This window comes from Cylindrospermum stagnale PCC 7417, assembly GCF_000317535.1.
In the GTDB taxonomy this organism is placed as follows: domain Bacteria; phylum Cyanobacteriota; class Cyanobacteriia; order Cyanobacteriales; family Nostocaceae; genus Cylindrospermum; species Cylindrospermum stagnale.
The window spans coordinates 3,628,730-3,654,824 of the sequence record NC_019757.1; the positions used below are offsets into that span (position 1 = coordinate 3,628,730).

Here is a 26,095-nt window from a genome sequence, read left to right on the forward strand (position 1 = left end):
CCTATAATTCTGGCGGGGTATAATCTCCAGATTTCCCGCCAGTCTTACTTACCAAACGAATTGATTCAATTTGAATCGATTTTTCTAAGGCTTTCGCCATATCGTACAAAGTCAAAGCCGCAATCGAAACGGCGGTTAAAGCTTCCATTTCCACACCTGTTTCGGCTTTGGTTTTGACTGTGGCATAAATTTGATAACCAGGTAGTTGGGGATTGGCTGTCACCTCGACTGTAATTTTTTGCAAGGGCAACGGATGACACAGGGGAATCAAATTAGATGTTTGCTTGGCTGCCATAATCCCAGCTAACCTGGCAGTTGCCAATACATCTCCTTTCGGAGCATTTCCGGCTTGAATGGCGGCGAAGGTGGCTGGCAGCATTCGCACTTGGGCTGTGGCTACTGCTTGGCGGACGGTGGGCGCTTTACCAGACACGTCCACCATCTGTGCTTCTCCCTCGTGGTCTAGATGAGTGAGGTTGGCAAAATTAGTTGGAAAATTCTCTTGCGTCATTTGGGTTAATAGTGCTATTATAAGTTTCTGAACAGGGGCGTGTAGCTCAGTGGACTAGAGCACGTGGCTACGGACCACGGTGTCGGGGGTTCGAATCCCTCCTCGCCCGTTAATGAAAAACATTGTAGAGACATGATGAGTGTAAAAACACGTTTATCATGTCTTTACTTTTCTATTTGTTTAAGGCATAGGCATCTTGACCACGACCAAGGGAAAAGCGCAGGGAATTGAGAAAGCCTTTGCTGGATTGGGTGAGAAAGATTAGCAGTGCCACAAAAGTTAAAACTGCACCGTAACCAAACATATTGCGGTAGCCGACAAGTTCAGCGACAGCACCGAGAAGCGGGGCAGCGATCGCCATTCCCAAATCCAATCCAGCGATGGAGATGGCAAAAATTCGCCCTCTTTCTTGGGGGAGTGAGCGGTCTGCCATCATGGTAGTAATCATGGAAATCAGCGTCCCACCGCCGCAGCCTTCAGCGATCGCTGCTAGCAAGAATGCGATCGCGCTGTTGGCTTGCCATAATATTAATGATGCCAAAGTGTAAGCAATGATGCTGCAAGTGATAAACAATCCACGACCAACGCGATCGCTTACCCGACCGGCAAACAGCCTGATCACAAAACTAGAGATGGCCGCAGCGGTGAAAAATAACCCAGCATTCAAATCCACTCCCGTTGATTTGATAAATAAGGCCACAAAAGTATGCACAGACCCCAGCGACACACCAACTAGCAACATAACCGCAGATGGCACCCTCACCCGTGGACTGATCAGAATTTGCCAAAATTGACTATCCTTACCCGCTGTTTTCATCTGTGTTTGTACGGGTGGATTGGTCATTTGGGCTATACCCAACACCGCCACAAAAGCCAATTCAGCAGCTAACAAAAATAAGACTTGATCACCAGCCGCAGCCTGGAAATAACCTCCCAAGGCAGGGCCAATTGCTAAACCAATGGGAGTCACTAGACTCATATAACCAATGATTTCACCACGATTTTTGACCGGAGCTAAATCTGCTACCAAGGCGGTGTAGCCAGTGGTAAAAGCGGCGATGCTAATACCATGAAAGATCCGCACCAAAATCAAGAGAGAAAGTGATCTGAATGCTATATAGCCAAAGGGTGCGATCGTCGCCACAATTGCACCAATCAACAAAATAAATTTGCGTCCACGTTGGTCTGCTAGCCGTCCCAACATGGGGCGAAACAGCAACAGTCCGATGGCGAAACTGCCGATGACAAGGCCAATTTGTTGTTTGCTTCCCCCCACGGACTCAATGTAAAGGGGTAAAGTTGGTAACAACGCCGCCATACTAGACCAGAATAATAAACCTGCTGTAAATAAAATCAGCAGATTCTGCCGCAGATGGGTATCAAAATTCTGAAAAATTTTCAAAACAGATGCAATTTAATGCTAGGTGTGTTTAATGCCCATAGTTACATTACTTAGCATTTTGTGCCACTACCTCCCGCACGCGATAGATGGGTCTTCCTTGGGATTCATGGTAGGTACGCATGAGTAATTCTGCCAAAAGACCGAAGCTAAATAGCTGCACTCCAGTTACCAGCAGCAGCACCGCCAAAATTAGCAAAGGGCGATTGCCAATCATCGCACCAAAAGCCAATTTGAGGAAGGTCAAATATATTCCTATCCCCAAGCCGGAAACCATTGAACTTAAGCCCAAAAGCCCAAAAACGTGCATTGGGCGTGTGAGGAACTTTTTCATAAAGGAGATAGTTAACAAATCCATCAAGACGCGAAATGTCCGCCAGATGCCATACTTACTGCGACCAAAGCGACGGGCATGATGACGCACGGGGATTTCTGTAATTCTTGCCCCTTCAATGAAAGCCAAAGCTGGTAAAAATCGGTGCAGTTCTCCATAGAGGTTCATATCTGCTGCCAATTCTGACCGATAGGCTTTGAGGGAACAGCCATAATCATGCAACACTACCCCAGTGATCTTGCCAATTAGCCAGTTGGCAATTTTAGAAGGGAGTAACCGGGAAACAGCTGCATCTTGACGTTTATGCCGCCAACCACTAACCAAATCATAGCCTTCCTCTAACTTGGCTAATAACATGGGGATATCATCTGGGTCATTTTGGAGATCAGCATCTAAAGTGACGATCGCTTTTCCGGCTGCATAATTAAACCCCGCAGCCATAGCGGCAGTTTGTCCGTAATTTTTCCGCAAAATCACCGCTTTTAAATCATGGCGGATTTGCGCTTGTTGCTTGAGCAATTGGGCAGAACCATCTGTAGAACCATCATCCACACAGATAATTTCATAACTCAACCCACTAGCGCTCACACTATTAGCGATCGCCTCCAGCAACAGCGGCAAACTTTCCACCTCATCACGCACCGGCACCACCACGGAAACGTCTGGGATCTTGACAAAAATTGCCCCATTCTCCCCAGCCAGATTTTCAGAAATCAACCCACTCCTCATAATTCCTCTGCGTCCTCAGCGTCTCTGTGGTTCGTAACTCTTAACAACTCTGCCAGCACCTCGCAGCTGCTGATAGTATGACTGACTCACGGCATCTCCCTGTTCCGAAAGCACATCAATCCCAATACCATTGCGACCGTAATCTTTCCCGGAACTATGGATATAGCGATGATCAGCCAAATACAATCCTACATGGGTGGCTTTTTGGGGAGTTCCAAAAAATACTAGATCCCCTGGTTGTAATTCGCCTATGGTAATTGGTTGGGTGAAGCCTTCTTGCTGATAAGCATCTCTCGGTAACCAAATCCCCACCGAGGCAAAAGCCGCTTGCATCAACCCAGAACAGTCGTAATTTGGCCCGACAGTCCCACCCCAAAGGTAATAATTAGATTGTGGCATCGCTTTTTGAGTAAAGGCGATCGCCAACGGTAGCAGTTTTTTAACTTCCGATTCAGAAAATATGGGAGCTTGGTAAGCTACAGTAGCTCTTTGTAATAAACCCAAATCGGTAACCGATACCCACCCTGGATAGTCATCCTCGCACAAATACACCTCAACCGCTGAATCCTGATGATTTGATGTTACCCGTAAATGTCGCCCAGCAGCAGCTTGAGTTGCCAAGCGGATACATTCAGGAGAATCATATAAATTTAGGTCAGCAAGACACTGGTGCTCACCCGATTCGGAATTTGGGATTTTAGATTTTAGATTAAAGGACATAACGAGAGAGAATGGTTTTCTTCAGCAAAGACGAACAACTCGACAATCTTGGTAATCGCATTTTAGAGGCAACTTGGTCAGCATTTGGCACATTAACCCGAAACCAAATTGCTCTGACTTGGATTGTTTACGATCCGCCTGTCTTAGTAAATACAGGTGGCGCACTGACTCCCAACGCTTTTTGGAATCATCCCGTTCGTGGTTTTAGTTATCGTGGTGTGGAGCGAATTTACCCCGCGAGTATAGTCAAGTTATTCTACTTGGTGGCGGTTAACGAGTGGCTAGAGAAAGGTATGTTACAAACTTCCAAGGAGTTGGAGCGTGCCTTGAGGGATATGATGATCGATTCTAGTAATGATGCTACCAGCTTGGTGGTGGATATCCTCAGTGGCACCACTTCCGGCCCAGAGTTACCACCAGGCCCCTTTGAAACCTGGAAATATCAGCGTCAGATTGTTAACCGTTATTACCAGTCTTTGGGGTGGGAGGAAATGGAAACGATTAACGTTTGTCAAAAAACTTGGGGTGATGGCCCTTATGGAAGGGAACGAGCGTTTTATGGAGAGATGCTGGATAATCGCAATATGTTGACTACAAATGCGATCGCCCGCTTGCTGCATAGCATTGTCGGTGGTGTAGCGGTATCTAGTGTGCGATCGCAATCCATGATGGCTTTACTCCAACGCAGTCTCAACCCCCATGATTTACCTCAAGATGTCGAAGAAGACCAGGTTACAGGCTTCTTAGGGGGTGGATTACCTGAAAATAGTCAAATTTGGTCAAAAGCCGGTTGGACAAGCCAAGTTCGCCATGATGCGGCTTACATTGAACTACCAGATCAGCGTCCATATCTGTTAGTAGTATTTACGGAAGGTAAAGCTCAAGCTAAGAGCCGAGAAATATTGCCTTTTATATCTAAAAAAGTGGCTGATGCGTTCGTGTAACGTGCCGGAGGCAATCACTACTTTATAAAAAAATCCGGGTGGTGCGTTAACAGAGTTTAACGCATCCTACAAAATTGATGCCATCCGATCGCCAATACTTTAATCACGTCCGGCTGCTAACCAAACCTGTAAATCAGCCAAGCTAGTAAAATCTAACAGTGCTTCGCTCAAATCTTCCAGAACAGGCAATGGTAAACCAGAAATTGCAGCGCGTATTTCCCCAGATAGTTCTCCAAACCGCTTAGTCAATAGTCGGATAACGAGATTAACTGTTGCTTGTTCTACACCTTCTTCCCGTCCTTCTTCTCGTCCTTCTTCCCGTCCTTCTTCCCGTCCTTCTTCTTTAATTTCCCGGTAAACTCTCGTTTCCTTGAGCGTAATTCCTAACATAGATTCTACCTCCCTGCGGCTCAGTTGTTCAAACTTGTACACCATTATCGTCGTAATCATCTCTATTATGGCGCGACTTGATGGCGATGCTACTTCTTCACTCGTTCTTGTTAACAAATACCTAGCTTCTTCTGGTGCTTGACTTTCTTCTAGAGTAGTTAATACCATCACTGCTACCCATAGAGGTAATTGACGAATATCTCCCAATTCATCCAAATATACCCGATGTACTTGGTTACTATTCAACAAGCCACGATGGGGATAAATATCACTTTGTTCTGTATTGCGAGATGGATAAATCGTTACCGCTTGCCAATCGCTAAATCTGGCACGGTTGCGGTAGAAATATAGTAACGATTCAGCAAACACTCTTTCATAAAGCAGTTCATCTTTTTGAAACTGAACTTCACAGAAATATACTACTCCTGCACCCTCGCTTTCTGGTGGTAAAAATACCCCGTCAATTTCAAATTTTGGTTCTTTGACAGCTACGGAATCAAATCGGTAAGCATCTGCATTTGTCGGGGGATTTGTCAATAGTTCAAATAACAGAGACGGATATTGTTGAAATAGTTTGTAAAAAATTGAATCTCGACGCATAAAGCATTTTATTTATTAAACTTGCAATATATTTAATCATATATTCCTCTACAATTGGATTTTTTGTATATTAAAACCGCAAAAAATTTATGCCGCCCATGATCACCTACCTTATATCAATGAATCAAATTGAAGGGAATTTTTACCCTTAATTATCAGCATCTTCTCTGGACAATCATGAGTTTTATTTGAATCTTTTTTCTTCCCATCATGGCGGGTTTTTTCCTTAGAAATGGGAATGTGACCGATACTGATAAAACGATATTGATAAGTGTCAAGAAAGTTATGTTTAGTCCAAAATGCTTTGCCGATTTCCTGGCAATAAGAAACAAAACATTTTGCACCTTTTAGCTGCTGAATAATTTTCTTGCCTTTCGTTTTCTTCATCTCAATGCAAATGATGATTTTTTCTGTGTCAGTATCAGCAATCATGATAAAATCTGCGCGTTTACACTCACCTTTTGATCCATTAAAAACTTTTATTGGTGCTAGGAAGTTTTCTGCGTTAATGATGATAACCTCGTTAAAGTTGGGCATTCCATCAATAGTTACAGAATAATTATCCTGAGTTTCTGTGAGTGTGACTGAGTAATTGAAGTGTGTTCCATCCTTTCGCTCTGCCAATGACACCGTAAACTCTTCCTTAATCATCTTTTTGAGGATAGCAATATCAGACATTAATCCTCACCCCAAACAATTGCTTCCTGAATACGATTCATCGTCTCAATGGTTTTATCAAAACTGCGGGCCTCAATACCTAGTTCCAGGTCAATATCAGCTGGTATCAGGGTTTGGCATTTAGTTTTTCTCTTTTTGCCCTCTAGAGTTATATCTGACTCTTCAGCAATGTAGACTTTGATTTTTCCAGCAGAAATCAGTTCTTCTTGCCGATAACCTTCTTGTTCAGCAATTCGTTGGAGATGAGGTTTATCATGGTTGAGCATGATCAGTGTATTTAGTTCTTTAATGATGTAATCACTGTGGGTAGTGATAAAAACTTTAATACCCAAGTTAACCAGTCGAGCAAAAAGCCGCGCAACGCGACGTTGATTTTCGGGGTGTAGGTTCAGTTCGGGTTCATCCACCATCAATAAATCGCGAGGTTGAGCTTCGTGTCTAAGATAAAAGCCGATATCTAATAGAGAACGCACGGCGCTAGAACTTTCATCCATAGAAAGCTTGACCCGTTTACCCTTCGGCACATAGTAAAGCTCATCATTGCTGGTAACGGTATACTCGCCACCAATGATGTCAGCAAAATCAGTCAGCACATCGGGATGGTTCTCAGCAATGAAACTACTTTTTTTGACAATTTTTTCCAGTTCCCGGATAAAATTCACATTCGTCTTTATTGGCAGGGCATAATCTCCATCATTTCTAAATAGAAGTTGCAGTCGATCAATATTTTGGCCAGCCTGACCTATTTCTTCATATAAGCGATTGCGGTCGAAATTCAAGTCTTTACGAAAAATGGCGGCACCAGTTCGTTCGCTGCTAGCAATGAAAGGGCGAGGGAAAAATTGAACAAAAATGATGTCTTTTAGTGCGTCGGCAATGATGTGCTCAAGTATTTCGGTAGGAATTTTTACCTTCTCCTTCTCAACAAGCAGAGTGACAACTAACTCTGTGCTTTCTTCATTTTTAGTCATAGAGAAAAGTGATACCTCACCGGAGCCAATTTTCAGATCAAATTTGGTTAAAAAATGAATATTTTGCATATCCAGAATCACCTGGAATTTTGATTCTTTAAATCGTTCAGCTCGCGCTGCAAAAATTTTCGGTAATTCTTTGGTATATGCCTGACAACCTTGAGCTACAATCTGTTCAGTTTGTTCGACATATTCTTGTATATCAAGACGAACTACTCCATTAGCAAGTAGTTGTTCAATCTTCTCGTCGTTGATTTTAATCGTAAACATCCGCCGCCAAGTAGATAAAAAGCCAAACAGCGCGTAAGTGGCGTAAGTCTTACCAGTATTGTTATAGCCACAAATGACCGTCAGATCGCCAAGTGTGAATTCGGCTTGCTTTAAAGCACCAAGATTTTTGACTTTAATTTTCATTAGCTTATAAATAATTTATATACGTTGGAAGAATGGGTTTTCAGCATTTTATTCTCTGATATCGATAATTTTTATAGCTTACATCTTAACTAAGATAAATTCGTAGGCGTATCCCAACCCAGGTATCGCCCTTAAAATTTAATGCGGCGATAGATTTCAGACATGGGAAGTTCTACATTTAAACTGTGCAGAACAATTGACCGATCAATGTGATCATAAACTTGCCATTCCCAGCGATCGCTACTGTTTTGGTCGCGGTTATAATACTGCTCAACGTAGGGTTCAGTTTGGCTGACGAGCAGATATTCACAAAAGCTAGTCAGGGAGCGATATTTTCTGAATTTTTCACCTCTATCGTAGGCTTCAGTGAAGGGGGAAAGGACTTCGATAATGAGTAGAGGATTGAGAATTTCGTCCGTGCGATTGCCATTAAATTCTGGTTCGCCATCGATCACCATAATGTCGGGATATGTTCCATGATTGAAGTTAGGAATCCAGATTCGCAAGTCGCCATTGTAGGTTTGAAAGTTGGTGTCTCGGAGAGCTAGGTTGAGAAAAGTCGTGATGTCTACGGTAATGCGGCTGTGAACGGGGGAACCTCCAGGCATGGTGATGATCTCTCCGTTGAGGTATTCGTGGCGTTCTTCGGCAGTTTCCTCAATTGCCCGATACTCATCTGGGGTGAAGTGAGTTATTGTCGCTTTGGTTTGAGTAATAACCACAATCACACCTCCTGAATAATTTAGACCTGAAACGATTATCACCTAAATTGATAAAAATATTTCCTATTTTTAAGATAGCTTTCTTTGATTACACCTATTGGTTAATTAAAGGTTGTAATATCTGCGTGATAGCTATGGTTATGTTAGGAAACTGCAAAGGTGAAACAATCCCACCTTCAGCAAAAATTACTTCACTCTGATATCCCTGCTGAGTAGGTTCTCGAAATACATGAAGTTGGCGTTTATTCACATCTAACACCCAATAATCTCTAATTCCTGCTTGGGCATAAATTTTACCCTTGATGTCACAATCATATTTAAAGCTACTATCTGCCACTTCAATAATCAGATACACCTCCGCCGTGGTAGGATGGTGGTCTGCATAGTCAAAGGGATTAACCTTGACTACAGCAATATCCGGCTCAGGTTCCGAAAAATTATCTAACTGGACAGGATCTTGAGTTATGATATCAGCCTGAGTTGCCAGCAAGCGACTTAAAATTTTCGCCGTTCGTCTAACGGCTGAAGTATGAGCAGTTCCCTTTGCAATCATTTTAATAATCTGTCCAGCAATTAATTCGACTCGTTCCTCTGGCTGAAAAATACCCGCTTCTGCCATCTTGTGGTATTCCGCAACAGTCAACAGCCGCAGAGTGAAAGGCGCTGCTTGTGTCTGCATGGTTAAACCTAACAGTATAGAAGTTATAGAATTATTGTAAAATAGGCAATTCTTAATTACAATCAGTTTATGATATAAAATTGTTGAAGAGAAAAATATTCACCGATTAAGCAATCTCAAATAGCCACAAATTCACAGAAAAAAGGATCAGCCTTAAAAGTTGTATCCATCAAATTTAGTCTTGCAAATATTTATGAATTTATGAAAACAACCACCGAATTGCTAACTCGTCTAGAATACTATTACCAGCAAATCAAAACAATTATCCTTGCACGTCAAAATGCGATTACTGGGTTACTACCTGCGAGTACAGCAGTTACCGCCCACGGAGATTATACAGATGCCTGGGTGCGAGATAATGTTTACAGTATTTTGGCAGTTTGGGGTTTAGGACTTGCATACCGCAAGGTGGATGAAGACAAAGGACGCACTTATGAACTGGAATACAGTGTCATCAAATTAATGCGTGGGTTACTGTTTGCTATGATGCGACAGGCGCAGAAGGTAGAGACATTTAAACATACTCAATCCCTTCTGGATGGACTGCACGCCAAATATAACACTTCCACCGGCGACATAGTAGTTGGTGATGATGAATGGGGGCATTTGCAACTAGATGCCACATCTATATTTTTGCTGATGTTGGCGCAAATGACCGCTGCGGGATTGCCAATAATTTACACAATTGATGAAGTTAATTTCGTCCAAAATTTGGTTTATTACATTGGACGAGCTTACCGCACACCGGATTTTGGAATTTGGGAAAGGGGTAATAAAATTAATCATGGCAGTGCAGAGTTGAACGCCAGTTCTGTCGGTATGGCTAAAGCAGCTTTAGAAGCCATCAACGGACTAAATTTGTTTGGTGTACATGGTAGTCAAACATCAGTAATTCATGTGTTACCAGATGAAATTGCCCGCGCCAGAATTACGTTAGAATCTCTATTACCCAGAGAATCTGGTTCTAAAGAAATTGATGCGGCGCTGTTGAGTATCATTAGTTTTCCCGCTTTTGCAGTAGAAGATGAGCAATTGCGTCAACGAACCTTGAACGAAATTATCACCAAACTTGCAGGTAAATATGGCTGTAAACGCTTCCTTCGTGATGGACACCAAACTGTCTTAGAAGATAACCAGCGTTTGCACTATGAACCGGCGGAACTCAAACAATTTGAGCATATTGAATGCGAATGGCCATTATTTTTTACTTATTTAGTTCTTGATGGATTATTTCGGGGTGATCAAAATCAAGTTCAAAAATATCAAGAGCTGTTAGAGTCATTACTCATTGAGCGCGACGGCTTGCACTTATTACCAGAACTTTATTATGTTCCCGCCGAAAAGGTAGAAGCAGAAAAGTTAGCACCCCAAACTCAGCCGCGTTTACCTAACGAAAATGTGCCTTTAGTCTGGGCGCAGAGTTTATATCTTCTCGGTGAAATGTTGAGCGATGAATTAATAGCAGTAGGAGATATTGACCCATTAGGTAGACATTTGTGTGTCGGCAAAAAACGCGAGGCGTTGGTACAAATTTCCTTGCTAGCGGAAGATGAAGTTTTACAAGCAAATCTAGCAGTTCACGGTATCGAAGCCCAAACACCCACCCAATTAGAACCGATTCAAGTAAGAAAAGCTGGAGAATTTTCTGCTATTTATACCCAAATTGGTCGCAATGATAAACTCGGTTTAACTGGGCGTCCAGTAAGGCGTTTGCGGAGTTTGACAACATCGAGAATCTTTCGGATTCATGGTAAGACAATTGTATTTTTGCCTTCGTTTTTGGACTCTCAGCAGTTTTATTTAACCCTTGATTACCACTTTCTAATAGATCAATTCAGAAGTGAATTAGCTTACATTCAAAAATATTGGACTGATTTGGGGCGTCCTACCCTAACTTTAATGTTGACTCACACTATGTTAGAAATTGGTTCTGAGGCGTTATTAGAACTAATGCAAGAATTGAAAGATGGTGTTTGTAATGGTGTGCGGGTAAAATTAGGGCGGCTAAATCAGTTGATGCTGACAGCAGGAATTCAAAGAATTGATTTTCTTCAAGATGATGAATTTGCCCAGTCACCGATGAAAAATACAGGGACACGGTGCTATTACCTAACTTATCATCCCGATAAAAACTGGAGCTTAGGGCATACCCAAGAATTCCAAATGGAGTGTGAAACAAACTTTGGTTTATTGCTGTCTCATTTGCGTTCATCAGAGAATATCTACGAGCAAATTGAGTTATTGCAAACTTTGACGCGCTTGGAGGGCTTAAAATTTGATACGGGGTATGGTGGCCCCAAACATCCCGTTACCGTAGCCGATTTACTTGATGAAGTTTACACTAAAGCCGGGGATTTAGGCATTTGGGCGGTGGTACGTCGTGCTGCTGGGTTACGGAAAATGGTTGATATCGGCTTGTCTGATGCGGTGACAAGCATTTTGGTACAAGGTAAGCAAATTGCCGTTGGTAGGGCTTACAGCGAAGCTTCCCTGATAGCTGTACCCATGTCCCACAATGAAATTGCCGAGAAAATAAATCATTTCTGTCGTGAGGATATCCGCGATCGCGTTTTGACGCAAGAGATCCTGATCTATCTTGGTATTTTAATCAGATCAGAACCTGAACTATTTCAAGGACTTCTCACCCTGAGAGTTGGCTATCTTATCTTGTTAATTACCAGCGACGTAGCCCAAGAATTGCAAGTTACTCAAGATGAAGCTTATGACCACTTAATGCAACTTTCACCCTTTGAGGTGAAAACACGCTTGCATCAGGTATTAACTGGATATTCTGGCATGAGTAGTTTGTTGCGTCAGCAAGAATCACTCCACATCAAGCAAAAAGAAAGTGATATTGCTTGGGTAGTGCTACCCTCAATTAGTGAAGAAATCGAGGTTCCACCGGGTGGTTGGCGCCGGTTTCGCCAAGCAGAGGGAGCAACAGGTCGCGTACCCAAAAACTTTTTTAAGCAAGTATGGGTGTTGATGCAACATTGCAAAGGCTTAGTGATTGGCGATAAATTAGAGCGCCGCAATCGTTTAGATAGTGAGGTAATGCTTTCAGAAATGACAGCAGGGGAAAGAAATTTTGCTCTGCTAGTTGAGCATTTACTCAACAAAATCGAAGCTCCAGAATATCGCCAAGTTAATATTGAAGCATTAATGGAATTAGCTGCCATTGCTGCCAATAACCCCAACTTGCAAATTGAAGAATATATAGTGTTGGATGTATTAATTGGTCATGCAGTCCGGTTAGCGTGGCTAGAGAACCATCCCCAAAAACGCGATCGCTATGATGAAGATAAAGCCTCAGCTTGGCGATCGTTTTACAATACTTCTCCTAGAGATTGCGCTACTTATATCCTGAAAGCGGTTAAGTTCCTGACTGAGTTTGTGAAAGATTTTTAAACGCAGAGTTTCGCTAACTCTTCCTCAGCGACCCTCTGCGGTTCCCGCAGCACCCCTTTGTGTCAAAAAACATCCCCCCTACTTGACAGAAACAGCATCAACATCGATGGTGTTGGCGGTGGCGGTAGAGTCTTCAGCAGTATTATTGGCTTCTGTATCCAAATTACCTTTACGAGCTTTCCAGCCATCAATCACTAGTCCAGAAACCTCAGAAACTAACAACGTTAAAAGTAAAACATCATCTATTTGTCCGACAACAGGGATAAAATCTGGGGCAATATCAATCGGGCTGATAAGATAAGCTAGTGTTCCGATAATTACCCACCAACGGTATTTTGGATTACGCAGCAAATTGCGATACCAGTTGTAAAGCGATTGGATTGAGAAGTTCATATTTTTACCCTCTAGTTATCTTTTATTCTGGCAAATTATGCTTTAAACTCCCGGTGGGAATAACCGCCCTAGTTTCTATGGAAAATTCTACTCATCAAGAGTCGCTAACTACCTAAGAGGCAATCCCGTAAGCGATTATGGTAGTTGTGCATTAATCTCTACAATTAGAATGCTTGGGCATATTTGTTCTCGTGATGGAGGGAGGAAAACTACACAGTGGATATTTTAGATCTGTTTTATAAGGGCGGGCCAGCGATGTGGCCTTTGCTTGTGCTGTCGGTTCTATCTTTAAGTGCGATTTTCGAGCGCCTATGGTTCTGGCTGCGAATTTTAACTCAGGAAAAAGAAATAGTCGAGCGCATCCTAGATGCTGCCCATGATAACTGGGAAGCGGCTGTGGAAATTGCCCAACAATCAACAGATCAACCCATCGGGCGGTTTCTCTATGCGCCTTTACGTTTACGAAAAAGTGATGCCGAAACCTTTCGACTAGCGCTGGAGTCTACAGCAGAAGACGAGTTGGCAGGAATGCGGCGGGGTGAAAAACTTTTAGAAGCTGTAATTGCCCTCTCGCCGTTGTTGGGACTGTTGGGTACAGTTTTGGGTTTGATTCAGTCTTTGCGAGCAATTCGGATTGGCGATTTGGGAACTGAATCGACAGCTGGTGTAACTACTGGTATTGGAGAATCTCTGATTAGTACGGCAGCGGGGTTAATAGTTGCGATCGTTAGTTTGGTCTTCTACCGGCTATTTCAAAGTTTTGTCGTTAACCAAGTCAAAGTTTTTCGTAAAGCAGGAAACAACTTAGAATTGCTCTACCGCGAGTCCCCACCTGACTTTAGCAAAATGACATCCCTCGTCGTGCGGGAATCTCCACGGGAAAGCTTTGAACCCCCCCGCAAGCGAGGCAAAACCAAGTTTTCTGAACCTCCCGAAACCCCAGGGGAATCTGAGCCACTAAAACCTGAGCAATAATGAAAGTTAACCTGCATACTCCAATTGAAGAAGTACAAATTCAAATCATTCCCTTAATTGATGTCGTTTTTTGTATCCTGACGTTTTTTCTGCTGGCAGCTTTGCAATTTACTCGGCAACAGGCAATTAACGTTGATTTACCCAAAGCTAATACAGGTACAACATCTGCGGCAAATTCACAGAGTGGAAGTAAGATATTACCTGTGACTATCGATGCTGTTGGCCAAACTTATATAGAAAAAGAGGCTGTAAATCGGCAAGATTTGGCGGAAAGATTAAAGCAGTATGTCCAAGCAAATCCTGATGGCATTTTGGTGCTGAACGCGTCGCGCACAGCAACTTACAACGATGTCATTCAGACATTAGACTTGCTGCGAGAAGTGGGGGGCAATCGTGTCTCTTTGGGAATTATACCTGGTTCATCTCAAGTACCTATAAACTCACCGAACCAGCCTACTAACCCTTCTTTGCCGATTAATCCTGGTACGACACCCATACCAAATACCGCACCAGTTCCAGGCAATAATCTCCAAGGCAATCCTAACTCCTTTAACCCCTATATGCCCTATGCCCCCAATCAAGTTCCTTTCCCCACGGCACCAGGGCAAGAAGGTGTCAGTCCTGTTAATCCTGGCGTTTCTCCGGTGGTTCCTAGCCAAATGGCGCCCCAAGTTCCTGTAGTACCCGGAAATACCAAACCTGCACCTCAAAGGTAATATCTCAGGGATAAGGAGAGTTCTCCTTGTCCCCGCCAGTTTTTTTGTAAACCTAAAGATATACAGAATAAATTACAGCCAGAGAAGGAAAACTGCTAATTTACAAATAATTGGTTGAGCTACAAAAATTATTCTATCAACAGACTAATTAATTTAATCGCCAATCACCATTCGCGTTTCAGGGGTTATGGCAATGAGTGGCATTGTGACGTTTTTAATTGTTTGGGTAGTCACGTCTATCAGCTTGTTGATTATTAGTAAATTGCCTTTGGGAGTTGAAATTGATACTCCAAGCAAAGCCTTCCTTTCCGCAGCAGTTTTGGGAATTGTGACGGCAGTAATCAGACCGATTTTGCGCCTTGTATTTGCAGTACCAACTTTTCTCTCATTTGACTTGTTGTCCGGCTTTTTCACATTCATGATTGCCGTTATTTGTTTTAGTATTGCCGCCTGGTTAGTAGAAGGTTTTCGCCTGCGTTTTGGAATTTGGAGTGCTGTTCTAGGAGCGTTTGCGCTCGCAGTTATCAACGACCTACTCTACAAACTATTGGGCGTCTGAAGTTAATAGTTTAAGTAATTGGACGCAAATAGACACAAATAAAATACTGCCCAAAGTGCAATAATTTAGAGTCCCAAGTCAATAGTACAAGGGTTTTTGACTCTTGACTATTGACCGAATTTTAGATTTTAAATTTTGGATTTTGGATTGAAGATTCAAAATCCAAAATTTAAAAAGGGTTACAAGTCCCCGAATTTATACTCGCTCCGCGAGAAGCAAGCTACGTGAAACAAATCTAAAATCCAAAATCTAAAATTAAACGACAAGCCCCTGACTTTAGACATGGGGTCAATCTAAAATCTAAAATCCAAAATTGTTTGACTACTTCTAACTATTCGTTAGCACTGGGAGGAGCCACTGGGGTACTTGCTTGTTGTTTACGCTGTTCCCGTTTTTTGCGATCGGCTGAGACCATATCTGCCATTACTATCAATGCTTGCGCCATTTTGTCTAGGTTAGAGCGATATAGCTCCAAATCCTTGCTAAGTTTGTCATCAGATAAATGCAAACCAGTCGCGATCGCTTTTAGTGCTTCATTGCGTTGCTTGTCGTCTTTGACTAGTTCGGGACTTGAGACTTCCAATAACGAGAATAAACCAATGGCAAACAAGCGACTGTACTTAAAGTTAGAGTTATTAGCGATCGCTTGTAGTTGTGCTTGTAAGTTAGCATCTCGATCCGAGTGAGTTGTTTGGCTCAACCAGGCGATTAAATCCTGTTCTGGCAAACCTTGAGCTACAGCTTGCAACCTTTCAGCATCCTGGCGGTAGCGTTGCGGTTCTTGTTCAACAGCCTGAATTATGGCGTTAAAAATTGATTCTTGATCCCGTTCTGGCTGGTAGCCTTGCATAAAGCGGTCAAAGGTCGTGACGACGCCCAAGGCATAAATTGGATTGTAGCTAAAATCGATATTTACTGACAGCAGATGCATCTCTACCATCAACTCTTCCACTACCCGACGGTAAATCGTATTGATCGGACGGGTATGAAGAGTATAGAAAGTTCGCTTTGTATCAGAGACAGTTCGGACGTTATTCACAAAGAAAATGTTAAGGGCGACGTATTCTTATTTTCTCGCTTAAAGGCTACTTTGCCAAGTTCAGGTTTTAGCTGCGGGGTGATTTTCAATCTCGGCTATCAGATAAACAGCGAAATAACCTCTTGCTTGTAGAACTAACCAGATTTATAATTTTCTGTGCCTATCTATAACATTTTATGAGCTTCTCGCCACAGTTAATAGCCCTAAGTGAGTACCTGGCTGGTGAATTCGACAATCGGGAACAGGCCATAGCAGAACCTGTTTGGTACGTTCACCTACGCTTGTGGCAACGGCCAGTTAATTTATTCCCAGAAGACAGTTTGACTCTGTTTGCCGAACAAGCAAATATTGTCAATTTAGATCAACCGTATCGTCAGCGGATCATGAGGTTACGCCAAGGGCGCGACAGCGAGGCACCCTTGGACGTGCAATACTATATGCCTAAAGATCCAACCGCCTTAAAAGGGGCAGGTAGTAATCCCGCGTTACTCAACGCGTTAACAATCGATCAATTAGATTTACTACCAGGCTGCATTCTCTCCGTTACCCAAGACAAAATAGCCCCCAATCGTTATAAGTTTGCAGCTTCAGCACCTCCAGACACTTGTTGTAGCTTTACTTATCTTGGTAATACCGTGCAAGTTTCTTTGGGGTTTGAAGTTACTGAGGCAACATTCCACAGTTACGACAAAGGAATTGACTCAGCGACTCTCAAGGCGACATGGGGAGCGATTATCGGACCTTATCGCTACACTAAGCGACAACAGTACTTTAGATTTTAGATTTTAGATTTTGGATTGAATTGCAATCTAAAATCTAAAATCCAATATTTAACTAGCGATACTGCGAGGTACACCTTCTAAAGCTTCCTCCTCTGTTTCAAAAATTTCAAAGACTGTGTCCATCATCGTGACTTCAAACACAAGTTTGGCCTCCGGATGGACATTGCAGATGCGGAAACTGCCCTTGACTTTATCAGCATCACGCATCCCAGCTACTAAAGAAGTCAGACCAGAACTATCAATGAAATTTACCTGACCTAGGTTCACGACTATATGGCGACTGAGTTTGGATATACACTCCTGTAATTTCAGGCGAAATTGCCAAGCTGTAGTGATGTCCAAGCGCCCGGCTGGTGTCAAGACAATTACGGTATTACCGTCTTGGGTTGTATAGGTTTTTTGGTCTATGTGAATCACTGAAGCCCTCCCCCTGGCATTCCTCTCAAAATAAACTACCCCTGTATATAAACTTGGTTTGGTGAGCCAAAATACTTGCTAGTTTAGCAATGTTTAATTTCACCGTCACTGGAAATCATTCCAGTAAATTAGTAAATTAGTTGGCTCACCAGCAACAGATTTTTTTGAAGCTGACGCTTGAGATCAACAAGCTACAGATAAAATTGTCACTATCTTAGCCTATGTGCTTATCTTTAGTAGTCTAACTCACCGAAAGATGGCTGAGTACACAGACAATAGTGCTGAGTAAAAAATCGGAAAAAATAATGTATTGAGATGCAAAGTACCCAAGATAAAACATCCTTACTTCCTCCAGATTAATTTGTGGGGCTTTACTCAGCACTAAGCACTATTGACCTGGCATCCAGTTTACCCAATCTTGAGGTTTGAGGAAGGTTTCATATAACTCGGCTTCGGGAGAATTGGGTTCTGGCTGATAGCCGTATTCCCAACGCACCAAGGGCGGTAAAGACATGAGAATTGATTCTGTGCGTCCGTTGGTTTGCAGTCCAAAAATAGTCCCTCGGTCGTAAACCAAGTTAAATTCTACATACCTACCCCGGCGGTACAGTTGAAAGTTCCGTTGGCGATCGCCATATTCCATGCCATGTCGCCGTTCTACAATCGGTACATAGGCTGGTAAAAAGGCTCTACCGCAATCTTGCACAAAAGCAAATAATTCTTCCCAACTGCGTGGCGCTGGTTTTCCTACCTTGTTACTGTAAGCAGCCGCTTCCCCATTCGGATCGGGTCCACCATATAAAGCACTTTGATTATGTTGATAATCAAAAAACAGACCACCGACGCCGCGTGTTTCATTCCGATGCTTCAGATAAAAATATTCATCACACCAACGCTTAAACACAGAATAATACTCTGGGTGATGTTGATCGCATGCCTGCTTCAGTGTTTTATGTAAATGTGTTGCATCTTCGGCGAAGGGATAATAGGGTGTCAAGTCCACACCGCCGCCAAACCACCAGACTGGCCCCGCTTCAAAATAGCGATAATTCAGATGGACTGTGGGCACATAGGGATTGCGGGGATGTAACACCATTGAAGTGCCCGTCACATAGAAGCTATGTCCTGCCGCATCTGGACGTTGGGCTAAAATTGAAGGCGGTAGTTGATCTCCCCAAACTTCAGAAAACCCTACACCTGCTTGTTCAAAGATGGCTCCATCGCGTAATATGCGCGATCGCCCCCCACCACCTTCTGGTCGTTCCCAACCATCTTCTTTAAACTTACCGACACCATCCAGAACCGTCAAAGCTTGACTAATTTCGTCTTGCAACTGTTGCATAAACTGACGAACCCTAGCCTTAGCGTCAGTTGGCGGTAAAGAGGTCGTGGATGATTCTGCTGCTACAGCTGGGGTTTGTGATTTGGTCAACATAGATTCCCGAACCTAAAATACAATTTCCAGAAAGCCACAAATTTTCAGTTTAAAAATTTATTGGCGATACAAGCCAACAATCAGGGCTACAATTTGCCCAACTTGCTTTTTTCTTACTTGTCAAGCATTTAGAGGATTGATGGGTATGACTAGAGATATTGTCCCTCAAATGCGTATAGGCTTGTATATTGACCGAGTTTTTTTTTGGACTTGTTCCTCAAAACATTTTGGTATCAATACCAGACTATGGAGAATTAGTCTATCCAGACTCTAAGCCTTCAGACCTGAAAGCGGGGAGGGATACGCCATCATCGTGATCCCCAAAACCTGCCTAGTAGATGCCAGAGTTGCCAGAAAAAGTTTAGCGAGGAGGAGGATGAGGACAGTGCGAGGTTGGTTATCCCAATTCATCCACCGCAAACGTCGTCGGTTTTGCGCTTCTCTGGTGCGAACCTATCGAGAGATTAGTTCGGCTTCACCAGACGAACTGTGGCAAAAAGTCGTTGACTTAACGGACGTTTCCTGGCATCCACTACTCAAAAGTACCAATGTTCCCTACGGATTAGTACCCAAACCAGGATTGATTTTCCAGGCGGTAACACGCTTTTGGCCGATTCCTATCCAGATTTTTGTGGAGCGCGTCAATCCCAGAGAGATGCTGAGCATTCGCGTGCTGGCGATTCCTGGCGTCGAGGAACGGGTGACTTACCAGGTAGAGTCAACGGTTTGTGGTACTTGTTTGTCTTATTCTGTGACTCTACGCGGTTGGCTATCACCCCTAATTTGGTCTTTGTCCCGTCCTTATGCAGATCGCGTGGCACGTTCCCTGGTCGAGTCTGTAGAAAAAGCAGCGTTGTCAGGTAAGAAAAAATCCATTAATAGGGGACTGGGGACTGGGGACTGGGGATTGGGGATTGGGGATTGAATTCTTCCTTATAGGCAATAGTCAATACCCCATGCCTAGCCCTCAAGAAAGTTAAGATCCTAGAAGGTAATCATGAAAATTCGTTACCTTTGCTGACAACAGCAACAGTGAAAACCTAAGCTACTCAGACTTTAATTGACATCCAGTTATATAGCTAGGATGCTCGCTAAGAATCTATTTCTTGATTTTGAATTTTGAATGAAAGAATTTTGAATTTTTTATGTACGATGTCCTCGATTCGCGATCAGTCCTAGAAGTGCTGCGACCAGTGCAAGATCCAGAACTCCGCAAAAGTCTGGTTGAACTGAATATGATTCGCAACGTTAAAATTAACGGTGGCAAGGTTAGCTTCACTTTAGTCTTAACCACTCCCGCTTGTCCCTTACGGGAATTTATCGTTGAAGACTGCCAGAGGGCCGTTAAAAAGTTACCTGGTGTTACAGATGTAAGTGTAGAAGTGACAGCAGAAACACCACAGCAAAAAAGCTTGCCCGACCGCACTGGCATTTCTGGAGTCAAAAATATTATTGCTGTTTCTAGCGGTAAAGGCGGCGTTGGTAAAAGCACGGTGGCGGTGAATGTCGCAGTGGCTCTAGCACAAACAGGGGCGAAAGTCGGCTTACTCGATGCTGACATTTACGGGCCTAATGACCCCACGATGTTGGGGCTAGCTGATGCCCAGATAATCGTGCGTCCAAGTGAAAAAGGTGATGTTTTAGAACCTGCTTTTAATCACGGCGTCAAATTAGTCTCCATGGGCTTTTTGATTGACCGAGACCAGCCAGTGGTTTGGCGTGGGCCGATGCTCAATGGAGTGATTCGCCAGTTTCTTTATCAAGTGGAGTGGGGAGAACTAGACTATTTGATTGTTGATATGCCACCGGGAACTGGAGATGCTCAGTTAACTTTAACCCAAGCCGTGCCGATGGCAGGAGCAGTAATTGTCACCACACCGCAAACTGTAGCGCTGTTAGATTCTCGTAAGGGATTGCGAATGTTTCAGCAGATGAATGTTCCGGTATTGGGAATAGTGGAAAATATGAGCTATTTTATTCCCCCAGATCAGCCGGATAAACAGTATGACATCTTTGGTTCCGGCGGTGGCGAGAAAACAGCGGCTGAGTTGGGAGTGCCACTGTTAGGGTGCGTGCCGCTAGAGATTGCCACAAGAGTAGGCGGTGATAGTGGTGTGCCGATAGTTGTTGCTGATCCAGATTCAGCTTCTGCAAAAGCATTAACAGCGATCGCCTTCGCCATTGCTGGTAAAGTATCAGTTGCTGCTCTGACATAATAAATTTTAGTTTTTGTCTGTTTCCTAGGTCATCACCTAGGAATACAGATTTTTAGCTACAACCTACATCAGCCCGAAGAACAAGGGGGAGTAATCAGATAAATGTCGCGGCGTGAAAGTATCCCAGTCTCATAGTCGCCCCTAGCAAAAAAGCCAAACGGAATTATACTCTAATCGCCATCGCCAAATTACTCTGTCTTGTAGCTAGGAAGATGTCTAATATACTACCTGAACAAACCTGTCTTGGTGCGATGTTTCCTTGAGGAATACTCATAACAAGTCTTCATTTGCAGTTACTAAATTTAAAATTTAAAAGATCCACTTTAAACTCACACAATGTTGTTGAAACGTTCGCTCTCCAAAATGCGCTGGAAATATGGAATCAATCCCTGGCAACAAGTAGATTGGCTACTATTTTGTTTGCCTGTTGCTGTCAGTATCTTTGGCGGCATTATGATCCTGAGTACAGAACTGAAGCAGCCAGTAGCTGACTGGTGGTGGCACTGGCTCGTAGCTGGTATTGGCGTGTTGATCGCATTATTTTTGGCTCGCAGCCGGTACGAATCTCTGCTCCAGTGGCACTGGGTAACCTACGCTTTGACAAACTTTAGCTTGATCGCCGTGATGATAGCTGGTACAAGCGCCAAAGGGGCACAGCGGTGGATCAGCATCGCAGGCTTCAACGTGCAGCCCTCTGAATTTGCCAAAATCGGGGTAATTATCACCCTAGCGGCTTTGTTACATAAGCGCACCGCTTCCAATCTTGAGAGTGTTTTCCGCATTCTGGCAATCACGGCTATTCCTTGGGGATTGGTATTTAAGCAGCCAGATTTGGCAACATCGCTAGTATTTGGTGCGATCGTCTTAGGGATGCTGTACTGGGCAAATGCCAACCCGGGCTGGTTGATCCTGATTATTTCTCCGGTGGTTGCCGCCATTCTTTTCAGCATATCTTGGCCATTGCCAGAGCCGATAGTTTTCCAAGAACTATCTTTCGGACCTTTAGGCTTACTTTGGGCAGTCGCTATGGGTGTGCTTGGTTGGCAGACTCTCCCCTGGCGTCGATTTGGTATTGCTGCTGGGGGTGCATGGGGTCTCAACATGCTAGGTGGTGAATTAGGAGTCTTCGCTTGGAAGCATGTGTTGCAAGATTATCAAAAAAACCGACTTAGCGTATTTATCAACCCCGAACACGATCCTCTCGGTGCGGGATATCACCTGATCCAATCTCGCATTGCCATTGGTGCTGGTGAAGTTTGGGGATGGGGTCTGTTCAAAGGTCCGATGACCCAACTAAATTTTGTGCCTGAGCAACATACAGACTTTATTTTTTCGGCAGTGGGCGAAGAATTTGGTTTTCTTGGTTGTTTGTTAGTACTGTTTGTCTTCTGCTTAATTTGCTTCCGCCTGCTGCACGTAGCTCAAACAGCTAAAGATAATTTTGGCTCGCTGTTGGCTATTGGTGTTTTGTCAATGATCGTGTTTCAACTAATTGTTAACGTTGGGATGACTGTTGGTTTAGCACCTGTGGCGGGAATTCCACTACCTTGGATGAGTTATGGGCGTTCTGCCATGCTCACCAACTTTATTTCTTTAGGAATAGTAGAATCTGTGGCAAATTTCCGCCAACGGCAGAAGTATTATTCTTGAGTTATTCTTTGAACGAGCCGTGGTTTGGTTCAAAAGTATTAAGCTATTAACAGGAAGTAAGCGAGGGTAAAAACATGATCCTGCCTGGAGCAACTGTTCGCGTCAAGAATGCCGCAGATACCTATTATCGGTATGAAGGGCTTGTGCAACGGGTGAGTGACGGTAAGGTGGCTGTACTGTTTGAAGGTGGTAACTGGGATAAATTAGTTACCTTTCGGCTACCAGAGTTAGAACTCGTAGAGGCCACAGGAAAGAAAAAAGGCAAATAATTACTAGTCATTGGTCATTGAGCATTATTAAAAGACTATTGGCTAATGACTAATGACTAATAACTAAGGACTAATGATAACTATGCGCCTGCCCCTGCCACAGTTTGCTACTGGCGATCGCCAACCTAACCACATTGCGGAGGTGATCGAGACCACTACTACCGAATTTTTGGCACAGTGTTTGGAACCGGAAGACTTGAGTTTTCCGCCCATGCCAGCATTTGGTAGTTGGGTCTGTTCTGTGGATGAAGAGTCTGGCAATCAGGTTTATGCTGTGGTCTATTATGCCACAACCATGCCTGTAGACTCTGTACACCGGGCAAGGGCCTTGGGGTTGTCCTTGGAGAACTTGCGCGAGGAACAACCCCAAATTTTTGCCATGCTCAAAACTGAATTCCGTGCAGCGATCGTCGGATTTGAGCAACCAACCCATAATATAGGTTATAACCAAAGGGTGTATCAGTATCTACCACCCCGTCCTCCACAAATACATCAAGCTGTTTATCGGTGCGAACCAGAAGCGATAATTAAGTTCACCGAAGAGCTAGATTTTTTACGGACGTTACTTTTGATCAATGGTGCCCCAGTAGAGTCTTTGGCCGCAGCTGCCATTCGATCCGTGTACCAATTACGCAAAGCCGACCGACAATGGCTCATCAAAGCTGGACGTAACCTGAGTGTGCTGCTGAAAGACGATTACGATCGCTTGCGGTTTATTTTGAGTCAAATCCACCCATAGGCAGTTAGTTTCTTGACAATCGCCTGTATTGGGTAAGTTGAGATTTTTTGAGTTGTTTTCAGGGTAGCTTTCACAGTTATTTATATAGATCAGGCGATTACCTGCGGGGTAATCGCCGCTTCACCATCGCCCCAACAATCATCCTACCTATGGAACCCATATCACAAGTTCTTGGTTTGGAATCAACCTCCCAAGTTCTCGGCAAGGAACCAATTGTTCCCTTTGCTATTTTGCTGGTGGTCATTTTAGTTGTACCAATTTTGTTTGAGCGGCTAAGACTACCAGCATTAGTAGGTTTGGTTTTCTCTGGGGTAGTACTTGGTCCATCAGGTTGGAATTTATTCCATTCCAATTTGCCGATGATGAATCTGCTATCAGATATTGGGTTAGTTTACTTAATGTTTGTAGCCGGATTAGAAGTTGATATCAAACTATTTCGCCGACGGCAAAATCGTTCCTTGGGGTTTGGCAGCTTCACCTTTAGTGTACCCTTCGCGGTGGGAACCTTAGTAGGGCGGATTTTTGGCTTTGGCTGGACTGCTGCAATATTAATTGGCTCTTTATTCGCTTCCCATACCCTTTTGGCATATCCCATTATTAGTCGCTTGGGAGTGATCAATAACGAAGCTGTTACTGTCACAATTGGCGCCACAATTTTTACTGATATTAGCGCCCTCTTGGTATTAGCCGTATGTGTAGCTACTCATACTGGCTCCTTCAGTTTGGTAAATCTACTCACCTTGTTGGCTTGGTTAACTATTTACGCCTTTGTTGTTTTGATCGGTTTTGATTGGGCAGGCAAAGAATTTTTTCGGCGGTCTGGAGACGACGAGGGAAACCAATTTTTATTTGTGCTGCTTTCCTTATTTCTCGCTGCTGTAGGCGCTCAATTAATTGGGGTAGAAAAAATTGTTGGTGCTTTTTTAGCAGGTTTGGCAGTTAATGAAACTGTGGGCGAAGGGCCAGTCAAAGAAAAGGTGGTATTTGTGGGCAGCGTGCTGTTTATTCCCATTTTTTTTGTTGACCTTGGCTTGCTGATCGATCTGCCTGCTTTTGTCAACAGCCTAGCTACAATCAAGTTAACGCTCTTGATTGTAGTTGGTTTGATTGGCAGTAAATTCATAGCAGCTTTGTTAGCAAAACTGGTTTACCGCTATAACTGGCGAGAAATGCTAATGATGTGGTCGCTCAGTATGCCCCAGGTGGGTGCGACCTTAGCAGCAACTTTAGTGGGCTATCGGGTTGGGTTGCTGCCAGCAGAAGTATTAAATAGTGTGATTGTTTTAATGCTAGTTACATCAACCTTGGGGCCTTTGATTACCAATCAGGCAGCTGTGGGTTTGACGAATTCGCAAGCTGAGGAGTCAGCACCAATCACCCTGTCTGACCAGAAACCAGAGGCAGCAAATAGTACTTTTACTATAGTCGTACCTGTCTACAATCCCCAGACGCAGCAGTATTTGATTGAAATGGCGGCATTATTGGCGCGTCAGTCTAATGGCAGAATTGTGCCGCTAGCGATCGCACCAGCTGCTGCTAGAATGGATGCCCCCCAGTTCACCACCTCTCTGCAACGCAGTGAGGAGTTACTCGCAAAAGCCACCGCCCAGAGTCGAGGATTGGGCGTGGCTACAGAACCATTGCTGCGAATCGATGATGCCTTCGCTCCGGGAATTAGCAGAGCAGCTCGCGAACAAAAGGCGAGTTTAATTGTGATGGGTTGGGGTAAACGCACTGGACTGCGAGCGCGTTTATTTGGCAATGTGATTGATAGTGTTCTTTGGGCATCCCATTGTCCAGTAGCTGTGACACGTCTAGTGGAATCACCAAAAAAAATTCAGCGCATCCTCGTACCGCTGGAAAACTTAATTGCACCTGCTTTACAGCCTGTACAATTTGCCCAAATGCTGGCTGAGGCAAATCAAGCTCAAGTAACTGTGCTGAACGTGTACGTTAGCGAAGCTGGTCGTAGACATCGCCTTACCAGTTCCAATAAAATCGCTGCTAGGCGATCGCATCTCTCCCTTTTAGTGTCTAAATTAGCTTTGCCCAATCCACCAGAAATCCAAATCATCGCCCATGAAAATGTAGCCCAAGCGATTTTGCAAGCAGCGAGATTGTATGATTTAGTGGTATTACCTTTTACACGTAACCGTACCAGCCCTGGAGGGTTAGCAACTAGCGATATCATTACCCAGTTAGCCGGGCAACTCACCTGCTCGCTGATCATCCTTGGAGAACCGCAACACACACAAACAGTAATGCTGCCAACTGGAACTCCCAACATCAAAATTGTTGTGTAAAAAAAGGCAAAGCTCAGAGAATATCATTAATTTCGCCTTTTTGCTAATGTCGCAATTGGTCGCAATTGTTTATTAGCTTACTCTATAAATTTTGGACTTTAAG

General features: G+C 43.7%; 25 protein-coding genes and 1 tRNA gene. 13 read left to right on the forward strand and 13 right to left on the reverse strand.

Going from position 1 to position 26,095, the window contains the following annotated elements; all coding sequences use genetic code 11:
- Nucleotide 1 precedes the first annotated feature (1 nt).
- The gene (moaC, locus tag CYLST_RS15040) at nt 2–511 is read right to left on the reverse strand and encodes a cyclic pyranopterin monophosphate synthase MoaC (RefSeq protein WP_015208578.1); all 510 of its coding nucleotides are present in this window, start codon (nt 509–511) and stop codon (nt 2–4) included.
- A 35-nt stretch (nt 512–546) separates the two neighbouring features.
- On the opposite strand from moaC, the gene CYLST_RS15045 reads away from it, so the two are divergent.
- A tRNA-Arg gene (locus CYLST_RS15045) sits at nt 547–620 on the forward strand.
- Between the two features lie 63 nt (nt 621–683).
- Here the strand turns inward: CYLST_RS15045 and CYLST_RS15050 are convergent.
- From CYLST_RS15050 to CYLST_RS15060, 3 genes are read right to left on the reverse strand one after another with little or no spacing between them, the layout of a single operon-like run.
- The gene (locus CYLST_RS15050) at nt 684–1,913 is read right to left on the reverse strand and encodes an MFS transporter (protein ID WP_015208579.1); all 1,230 of its coding nucleotides are present in this window, start codon (nt 1,911–1,913) and stop codon (nt 684–686) included.
- A 46-nt stretch (nt 1,914–1,959) separates the two neighbouring features.
- Nucleotides 1,960–2,973, reverse strand: a complete 1,014-nt coding sequence (locus CYLST_RS15055; protein ID WP_015208580.1) for a glycosyltransferase family 2 protein — start codon at nt 2,971–2,973, stop codon at nt 1,960–1,962.
- A gap of 15 nt (nt 2,974–2,988) precedes the next feature.
- The gene (locus tag CYLST_RS15060; RefSeq protein WP_015208581.1) at nt 2,989–3,693 is read right to left on the reverse strand and encodes a C40 family peptidase; all 705 of its coding nucleotides are present in this window, start codon (nt 3,691–3,693) and stop codon (nt 2,989–2,991) included.
- Between the two features lie 11 nt (nt 3,694–3,704).
- On the opposite strand from CYLST_RS15060, the gene CYLST_RS15065 reads away from it, so the two are divergent.
- Entirely contained in the window at nt 3,705–4,637 is a 933-nt protein-coding gene (locus CYLST_RS15065; protein ID WP_015208582.1) for a serine hydrolase, read from the forward strand.
- A gap of 99 nt (nt 4,638–4,736) precedes the next feature.
- Here CYLST_RS15065 and CYLST_RS15070 read toward each other — a convergent pair whose 3' ends face one another.
- The 5 genes from CYLST_RS15070 to CYLST_RS15090 all read right to left on the reverse strand — a co-directional run bounded on the left by CYLST_RS15070 (nt 4,737) and on the right by CYLST_RS15090 (nt 9,091).
- On the reverse strand, nt 4,737–5,627 hold the full coding sequence (locus CYLST_RS15070; RefSeq protein ID WP_015208583.1) for an Rpn family recombination-promoting nuclease/putative transposase: 891 nt from the start codon (nt 5,625–5,627) through the stop codon (nt 4,737–4,739).
- A 111-nt stretch (nt 5,628–5,738) separates the two neighbouring features.
- Nucleotides 5,739–6,305 carry a hypothetical protein gene (locus CYLST_RS15075; protein WP_015208584.1) on the reverse strand — a complete coding sequence of 189 codons (567 nt, stop codon included), beginning with the start codon at nt 6,303–6,305 and terminating at the stop codon, nt 5,739–5,741.
- Entirely contained in the window at nt 6,305–7,690 is a 1,386-nt protein-coding gene (locus tag CYLST_RS15080) for an AAA family ATPase (RefSeq protein ID WP_015208585.1), read from the reverse strand. The genes CYLST_RS15075 and CYLST_RS15080 overlap by 1 nt, the downstream gene beginning before the upstream one ends.
- A gap of 131 nt (nt 7,691–7,821) precedes the next feature.
- On the reverse strand, nt 7,822–8,412 hold the full coding sequence (locus CYLST_RS15085; RefSeq protein WP_015208586.1) for a Uma2 family endonuclease: 591 nt from the start codon (nt 8,410–8,412) through the stop codon (nt 7,822–7,824).
- A 94-nt stretch (nt 8,413–8,506) separates the two neighbouring features.
- A complete protein-coding gene (locus CYLST_RS15090) occupies nt 8,507–9,091 on the reverse strand; it encodes a Uma2 family endonuclease (protein WP_015208587.1) in 585 nt (194 codons plus the stop codon).
- Between the two features lie 201 nt (nt 9,092–9,292).
- Here CYLST_RS15090 and CYLST_RS15095 point away from each other — a divergent pair, with 201 nt between their 5' ends.
- The gene (locus tag CYLST_RS15095) at nt 9,293–12,499 is read left to right on the forward strand and encodes a glycoside hydrolase family 15 protein (RefSeq protein ID WP_015208588.1); all 3,207 of its coding nucleotides are present in this window, start codon (nt 9,293–9,295) and stop codon (nt 12,497–12,499) included.
- A gap of 78 nt (nt 12,500–12,577) precedes the next feature.
- Here CYLST_RS15095 and CYLST_RS15100 read toward each other — a convergent pair whose 3' ends face one another.
- Nucleotides 12,578–12,892: a YkvA family protein gene (locus CYLST_RS15100; RefSeq protein WP_015208589.1), complete on the reverse strand. Its 315-nt coding sequence runs from the start codon at nt 12,890–12,892 to the stop codon at nt 12,578–12,580.
- Nucleotides 12,893–13,108: 216 nt separating this feature from the next.
- Here CYLST_RS15100 and CYLST_RS15105 point away from each other — a divergent pair, with 216 nt between their 5' ends.
- From CYLST_RS15105 to CYLST_RS15115, 3 genes are all read left to right on the forward strand, one after another.
- Entirely contained in the window at nt 13,109–13,867 is a 759-nt protein-coding gene (locus CYLST_RS15105; RefSeq protein ID WP_015208590.1) for a MotA/TolQ/ExbB proton channel family protein, read from the forward strand.
- Nucleotides 13,867–14,583: a biopolymer transporter ExbD gene (locus CYLST_RS15110; RefSeq protein WP_015208591.1), complete on the forward strand. Its 717-nt coding sequence runs from the start codon at nt 13,867–13,869 to the stop codon at nt 14,581–14,583. The genes CYLST_RS15105 and CYLST_RS15110 overlap by 1 nt, the downstream gene beginning before the upstream one ends.
- A gap of 193 nt (nt 14,584–14,776) precedes the next feature.
- Complete coding sequence (locus CYLST_RS15115; RefSeq protein ID WP_015208592.1) at nt 14,777–15,142, forward strand: phage holin family protein; 366 nt, start codon at nt 14,777–14,779, stop codon at nt 15,140–15,142.
- Nucleotides 15,143–15,473: 331 nt separating this feature from the next.
- Here CYLST_RS15115 and psb29 read toward each other — a convergent pair whose 3' ends face one another.
- Nucleotides 15,474–16,181, reverse strand: coding sequence for a photosystem II biogenesis protein Psp29 (psb29, locus tag CYLST_RS15120; RefSeq protein WP_015208593.1), 708 nt, complete (start codon nt 16,179–16,181; stop codon nt 15,474–15,476).
- A 176-nt stretch (nt 16,182–16,357) separates the two neighbouring features.
- On the opposite strand from psb29, the gene CYLST_RS15125 reads away from it, so the two are divergent.
- Nucleotides 16,358–16,963 carry a chromophore lyase CpcT/CpeT gene (locus CYLST_RS15125; RefSeq protein WP_015208594.1) on the forward strand — a complete coding sequence of 202 codons (606 nt, stop codon included), beginning with the start codon at nt 16,358–16,360 and terminating at the stop codon, nt 16,961–16,963.
- 48 nt (nt 16,964–17,011) lie between these two features.
- On the opposite strand, the gene CYLST_RS15130 is transcribed toward CYLST_RS15125, so the two are convergent.
- Together CYLST_RS15130 and hemF are read right to left on the reverse strand one after the other, a co-directional pair.
- Nucleotides 17,012–17,380 carry an STAS domain-containing protein gene (locus CYLST_RS15130; RefSeq protein WP_015208595.1) on the reverse strand — a complete coding sequence of 123 codons (369 nt, stop codon included), beginning with the start codon at nt 17,378–17,380 and terminating at the stop codon, nt 17,012–17,014.
- A 388-nt stretch (nt 17,381–17,768) separates the two neighbouring features.
- The gene (hemF, locus tag CYLST_RS15135) at nt 17,769–18,815 is read right to left on the reverse strand and encodes an oxygen-dependent coproporphyrinogen oxidase (RefSeq protein ID WP_015208596.1); all 1,047 of its coding nucleotides are present in this window, start codon (nt 18,813–18,815) and stop codon (nt 17,769–17,771) included.
- Nucleotides 18,816–19,200: 385 nt separating this feature from the next.
- Here hemF and CYLST_RS15140 point away from each other — a divergent pair, with 385 nt between their 5' ends.
- The 6 genes from CYLST_RS15140 (at nt 19,201) to CYLST_RS15165 (ending at nt 25,992) form a co-directional block, all read left to right on the forward strand.
- Complete coding sequence (locus tag CYLST_RS15140; RefSeq protein ID WP_041233667.1) at nt 19,201–19,740, forward strand: SRPBCC family protein; 540 nt, start codon at nt 19,201–19,203, stop codon at nt 19,738–19,740.
- Between the two features lie 220 nt (nt 19,741–19,960).
- Nucleotides 19,961–21,031, forward strand: coding sequence for an Mrp/NBP35 family ATP-binding protein (locus tag CYLST_RS15145; RefSeq protein WP_015208598.1), 1,071 nt, complete (start codon nt 19,961–19,963; stop codon nt 21,029–21,031).
- Between the two features lie 336 nt (nt 21,032–21,367).
- Nucleotides 21,368–22,681 (forward strand): rod shape-determining protein RodA, encoded by a 1,314-nt coding sequence (gene rodA / locus CYLST_RS15150; RefSeq protein ID WP_015208599.1) that lies wholly within the window; start codon nt 21,368–21,370, stop codon nt 22,679–22,681.
- A gap of 74 nt (nt 22,682–22,755) precedes the next feature.
- Nucleotides 22,756–22,950, forward strand: a complete 195-nt coding sequence (locus tag CYLST_RS15155; protein ID WP_015208600.1) for an NAD(P)H dehydrogenase subunit NdhS — start codon at nt 22,756–22,758, stop codon at nt 22,948–22,950.
- A gap of 82 nt (nt 22,951–23,032) precedes the next feature.
- Nucleotides 23,033–23,689, forward strand: coding sequence for an HAS-barrel domain-containing protein (locus tag CYLST_RS15160; RefSeq protein WP_015208601.1), 657 nt, complete (start codon nt 23,033–23,035; stop codon nt 23,687–23,689).
- 149 nt (nt 23,690–23,838) lie between these two features.
- Nucleotides 23,839–25,992 carry a cation:proton antiporter domain-containing protein gene (locus tag CYLST_RS15165; protein WP_041233116.1) on the forward strand — a complete coding sequence of 718 codons (2,154 nt, stop codon included), beginning with the start codon at nt 23,839–23,841 and terminating at the stop codon, nt 25,990–25,992.
- Nucleotides 25,993–26,095 lie beyond the last annotated feature (103 nt).

Coding starts and splice junctions, on each gene's coding strand:
- moaC (WP_015208578.1), bottom strand. CDS start 511: ATGACGCAAGAGAATTTTCCAACTAATTTTGCCAACCTCACTCATCTA.
- CYLST_RS15055 (WP_015208580.1), bottom strand. CDS start 2,973: ATGAGGAGTGGGTTGATTTCTGAAAATCTGGCTGGGGAGAATGGGGCA.
- CYLST_RS15060 (WP_015208581.1), bottom strand. CDS start 3,693: ATGTCCTTTAATCTAAAATCTAAAATCCCAAATTCCGAATCGGGTGAG.
- CYLST_RS15065 (WP_015208582.1), top strand. CDS start 3,705: ATGGTTTTCTTCAGCAAAGACGAACAACTCGACAATCTTGGTAATCGC.
- CYLST_RS15070 (WP_015208583.1), bottom strand. CDS start 5,627: ATGCGTCGAGATTCAATTTTTTACAAACTATTTCAACAATATCCGTCT.
- CYLST_RS15075 (WP_015208584.1), bottom strand. CDS start 6,305: ATGTCTGATATTGCTATCCTCAAAAAGATGATTAAGGAAGAGTTTACG.
- CYLST_RS15080 (WP_015208585.1), bottom strand. CDS start 7,690: ATGAAAATTAAAGTCAAAAATCTTGGTGCTTTAAAGCAAGCCGAATTC.
- CYLST_RS15090 (WP_015208587.1), bottom strand. CDS start 9,091: ATGCAGACACAAGCAGCGCCTTTCACTCTGCGGCTGTTGACTGTTGCG.
- CYLST_RS15095 (WP_015208588.1), top strand. CDS start 9,293: ATGAAAACAACCACCGAATTGCTAACTCGTCTAGAATACTATTACCAG.
- CYLST_RS15100 (WP_015208589.1), bottom strand. CDS start 12,892: ATGAACTTCTCAATCCAATCGCTTTACAACTGGTATCGCAATTTGCTG.
- CYLST_RS15110 (WP_015208591.1), top strand. CDS start 13,867: ATGAAAGTTAACCTGCATACTCCAATTGAAGAAGTACAAATTCAAATC.
- CYLST_RS15115 (WP_015208592.1), top strand. CDS start 14,777: ATGAGTGGCATTGTGACGTTTTTAATTGTTTGGGTAGTCACGTCTATC.
- CYLST_RS15125 (WP_015208594.1), top strand. CDS start 16,358: ATGAGCTTCTCGCCACAGTTAATAGCCCTAAGTGAGTACCTGGCTGGT.
- hemF (WP_015208596.1), bottom strand. CDS start 18,815: ATGTTGACCAAATCACAAACCCCAGCTGTAGCAGCAGAATCATCCACG.
- CYLST_RS15145 (WP_015208598.1), top strand. CDS start 19,961: ATGTACGATGTCCTCGATTCGCGATCAGTCCTAGAAGTGCTGCGACCA.
- rodA (WP_015208599.1), top strand. CDS start 21,368: ATGTTGTTGAAACGTTCGCTCTCCAAAATGCGCTGGAAATATGGAATC.
- CYLST_RS15155 (WP_015208600.1), top strand. CDS start 22,756: ATGATCCTGCCTGGAGCAACTGTTCGCGTCAAGAATGCCGCAGATACC.
- CYLST_RS15160 (WP_015208601.1), top strand. CDS start 23,033: ATGCGCCTGCCCCTGCCACAGTTTGCTACTGGCGATCGCCAACCTAAC.
- CYLST_RS15165 (WP_041233116.1), top strand. CDS start 23,839: ATGGAACCCATATCACAAGTTCTTGGTTTGGAATCAACCTCCCAAGTT.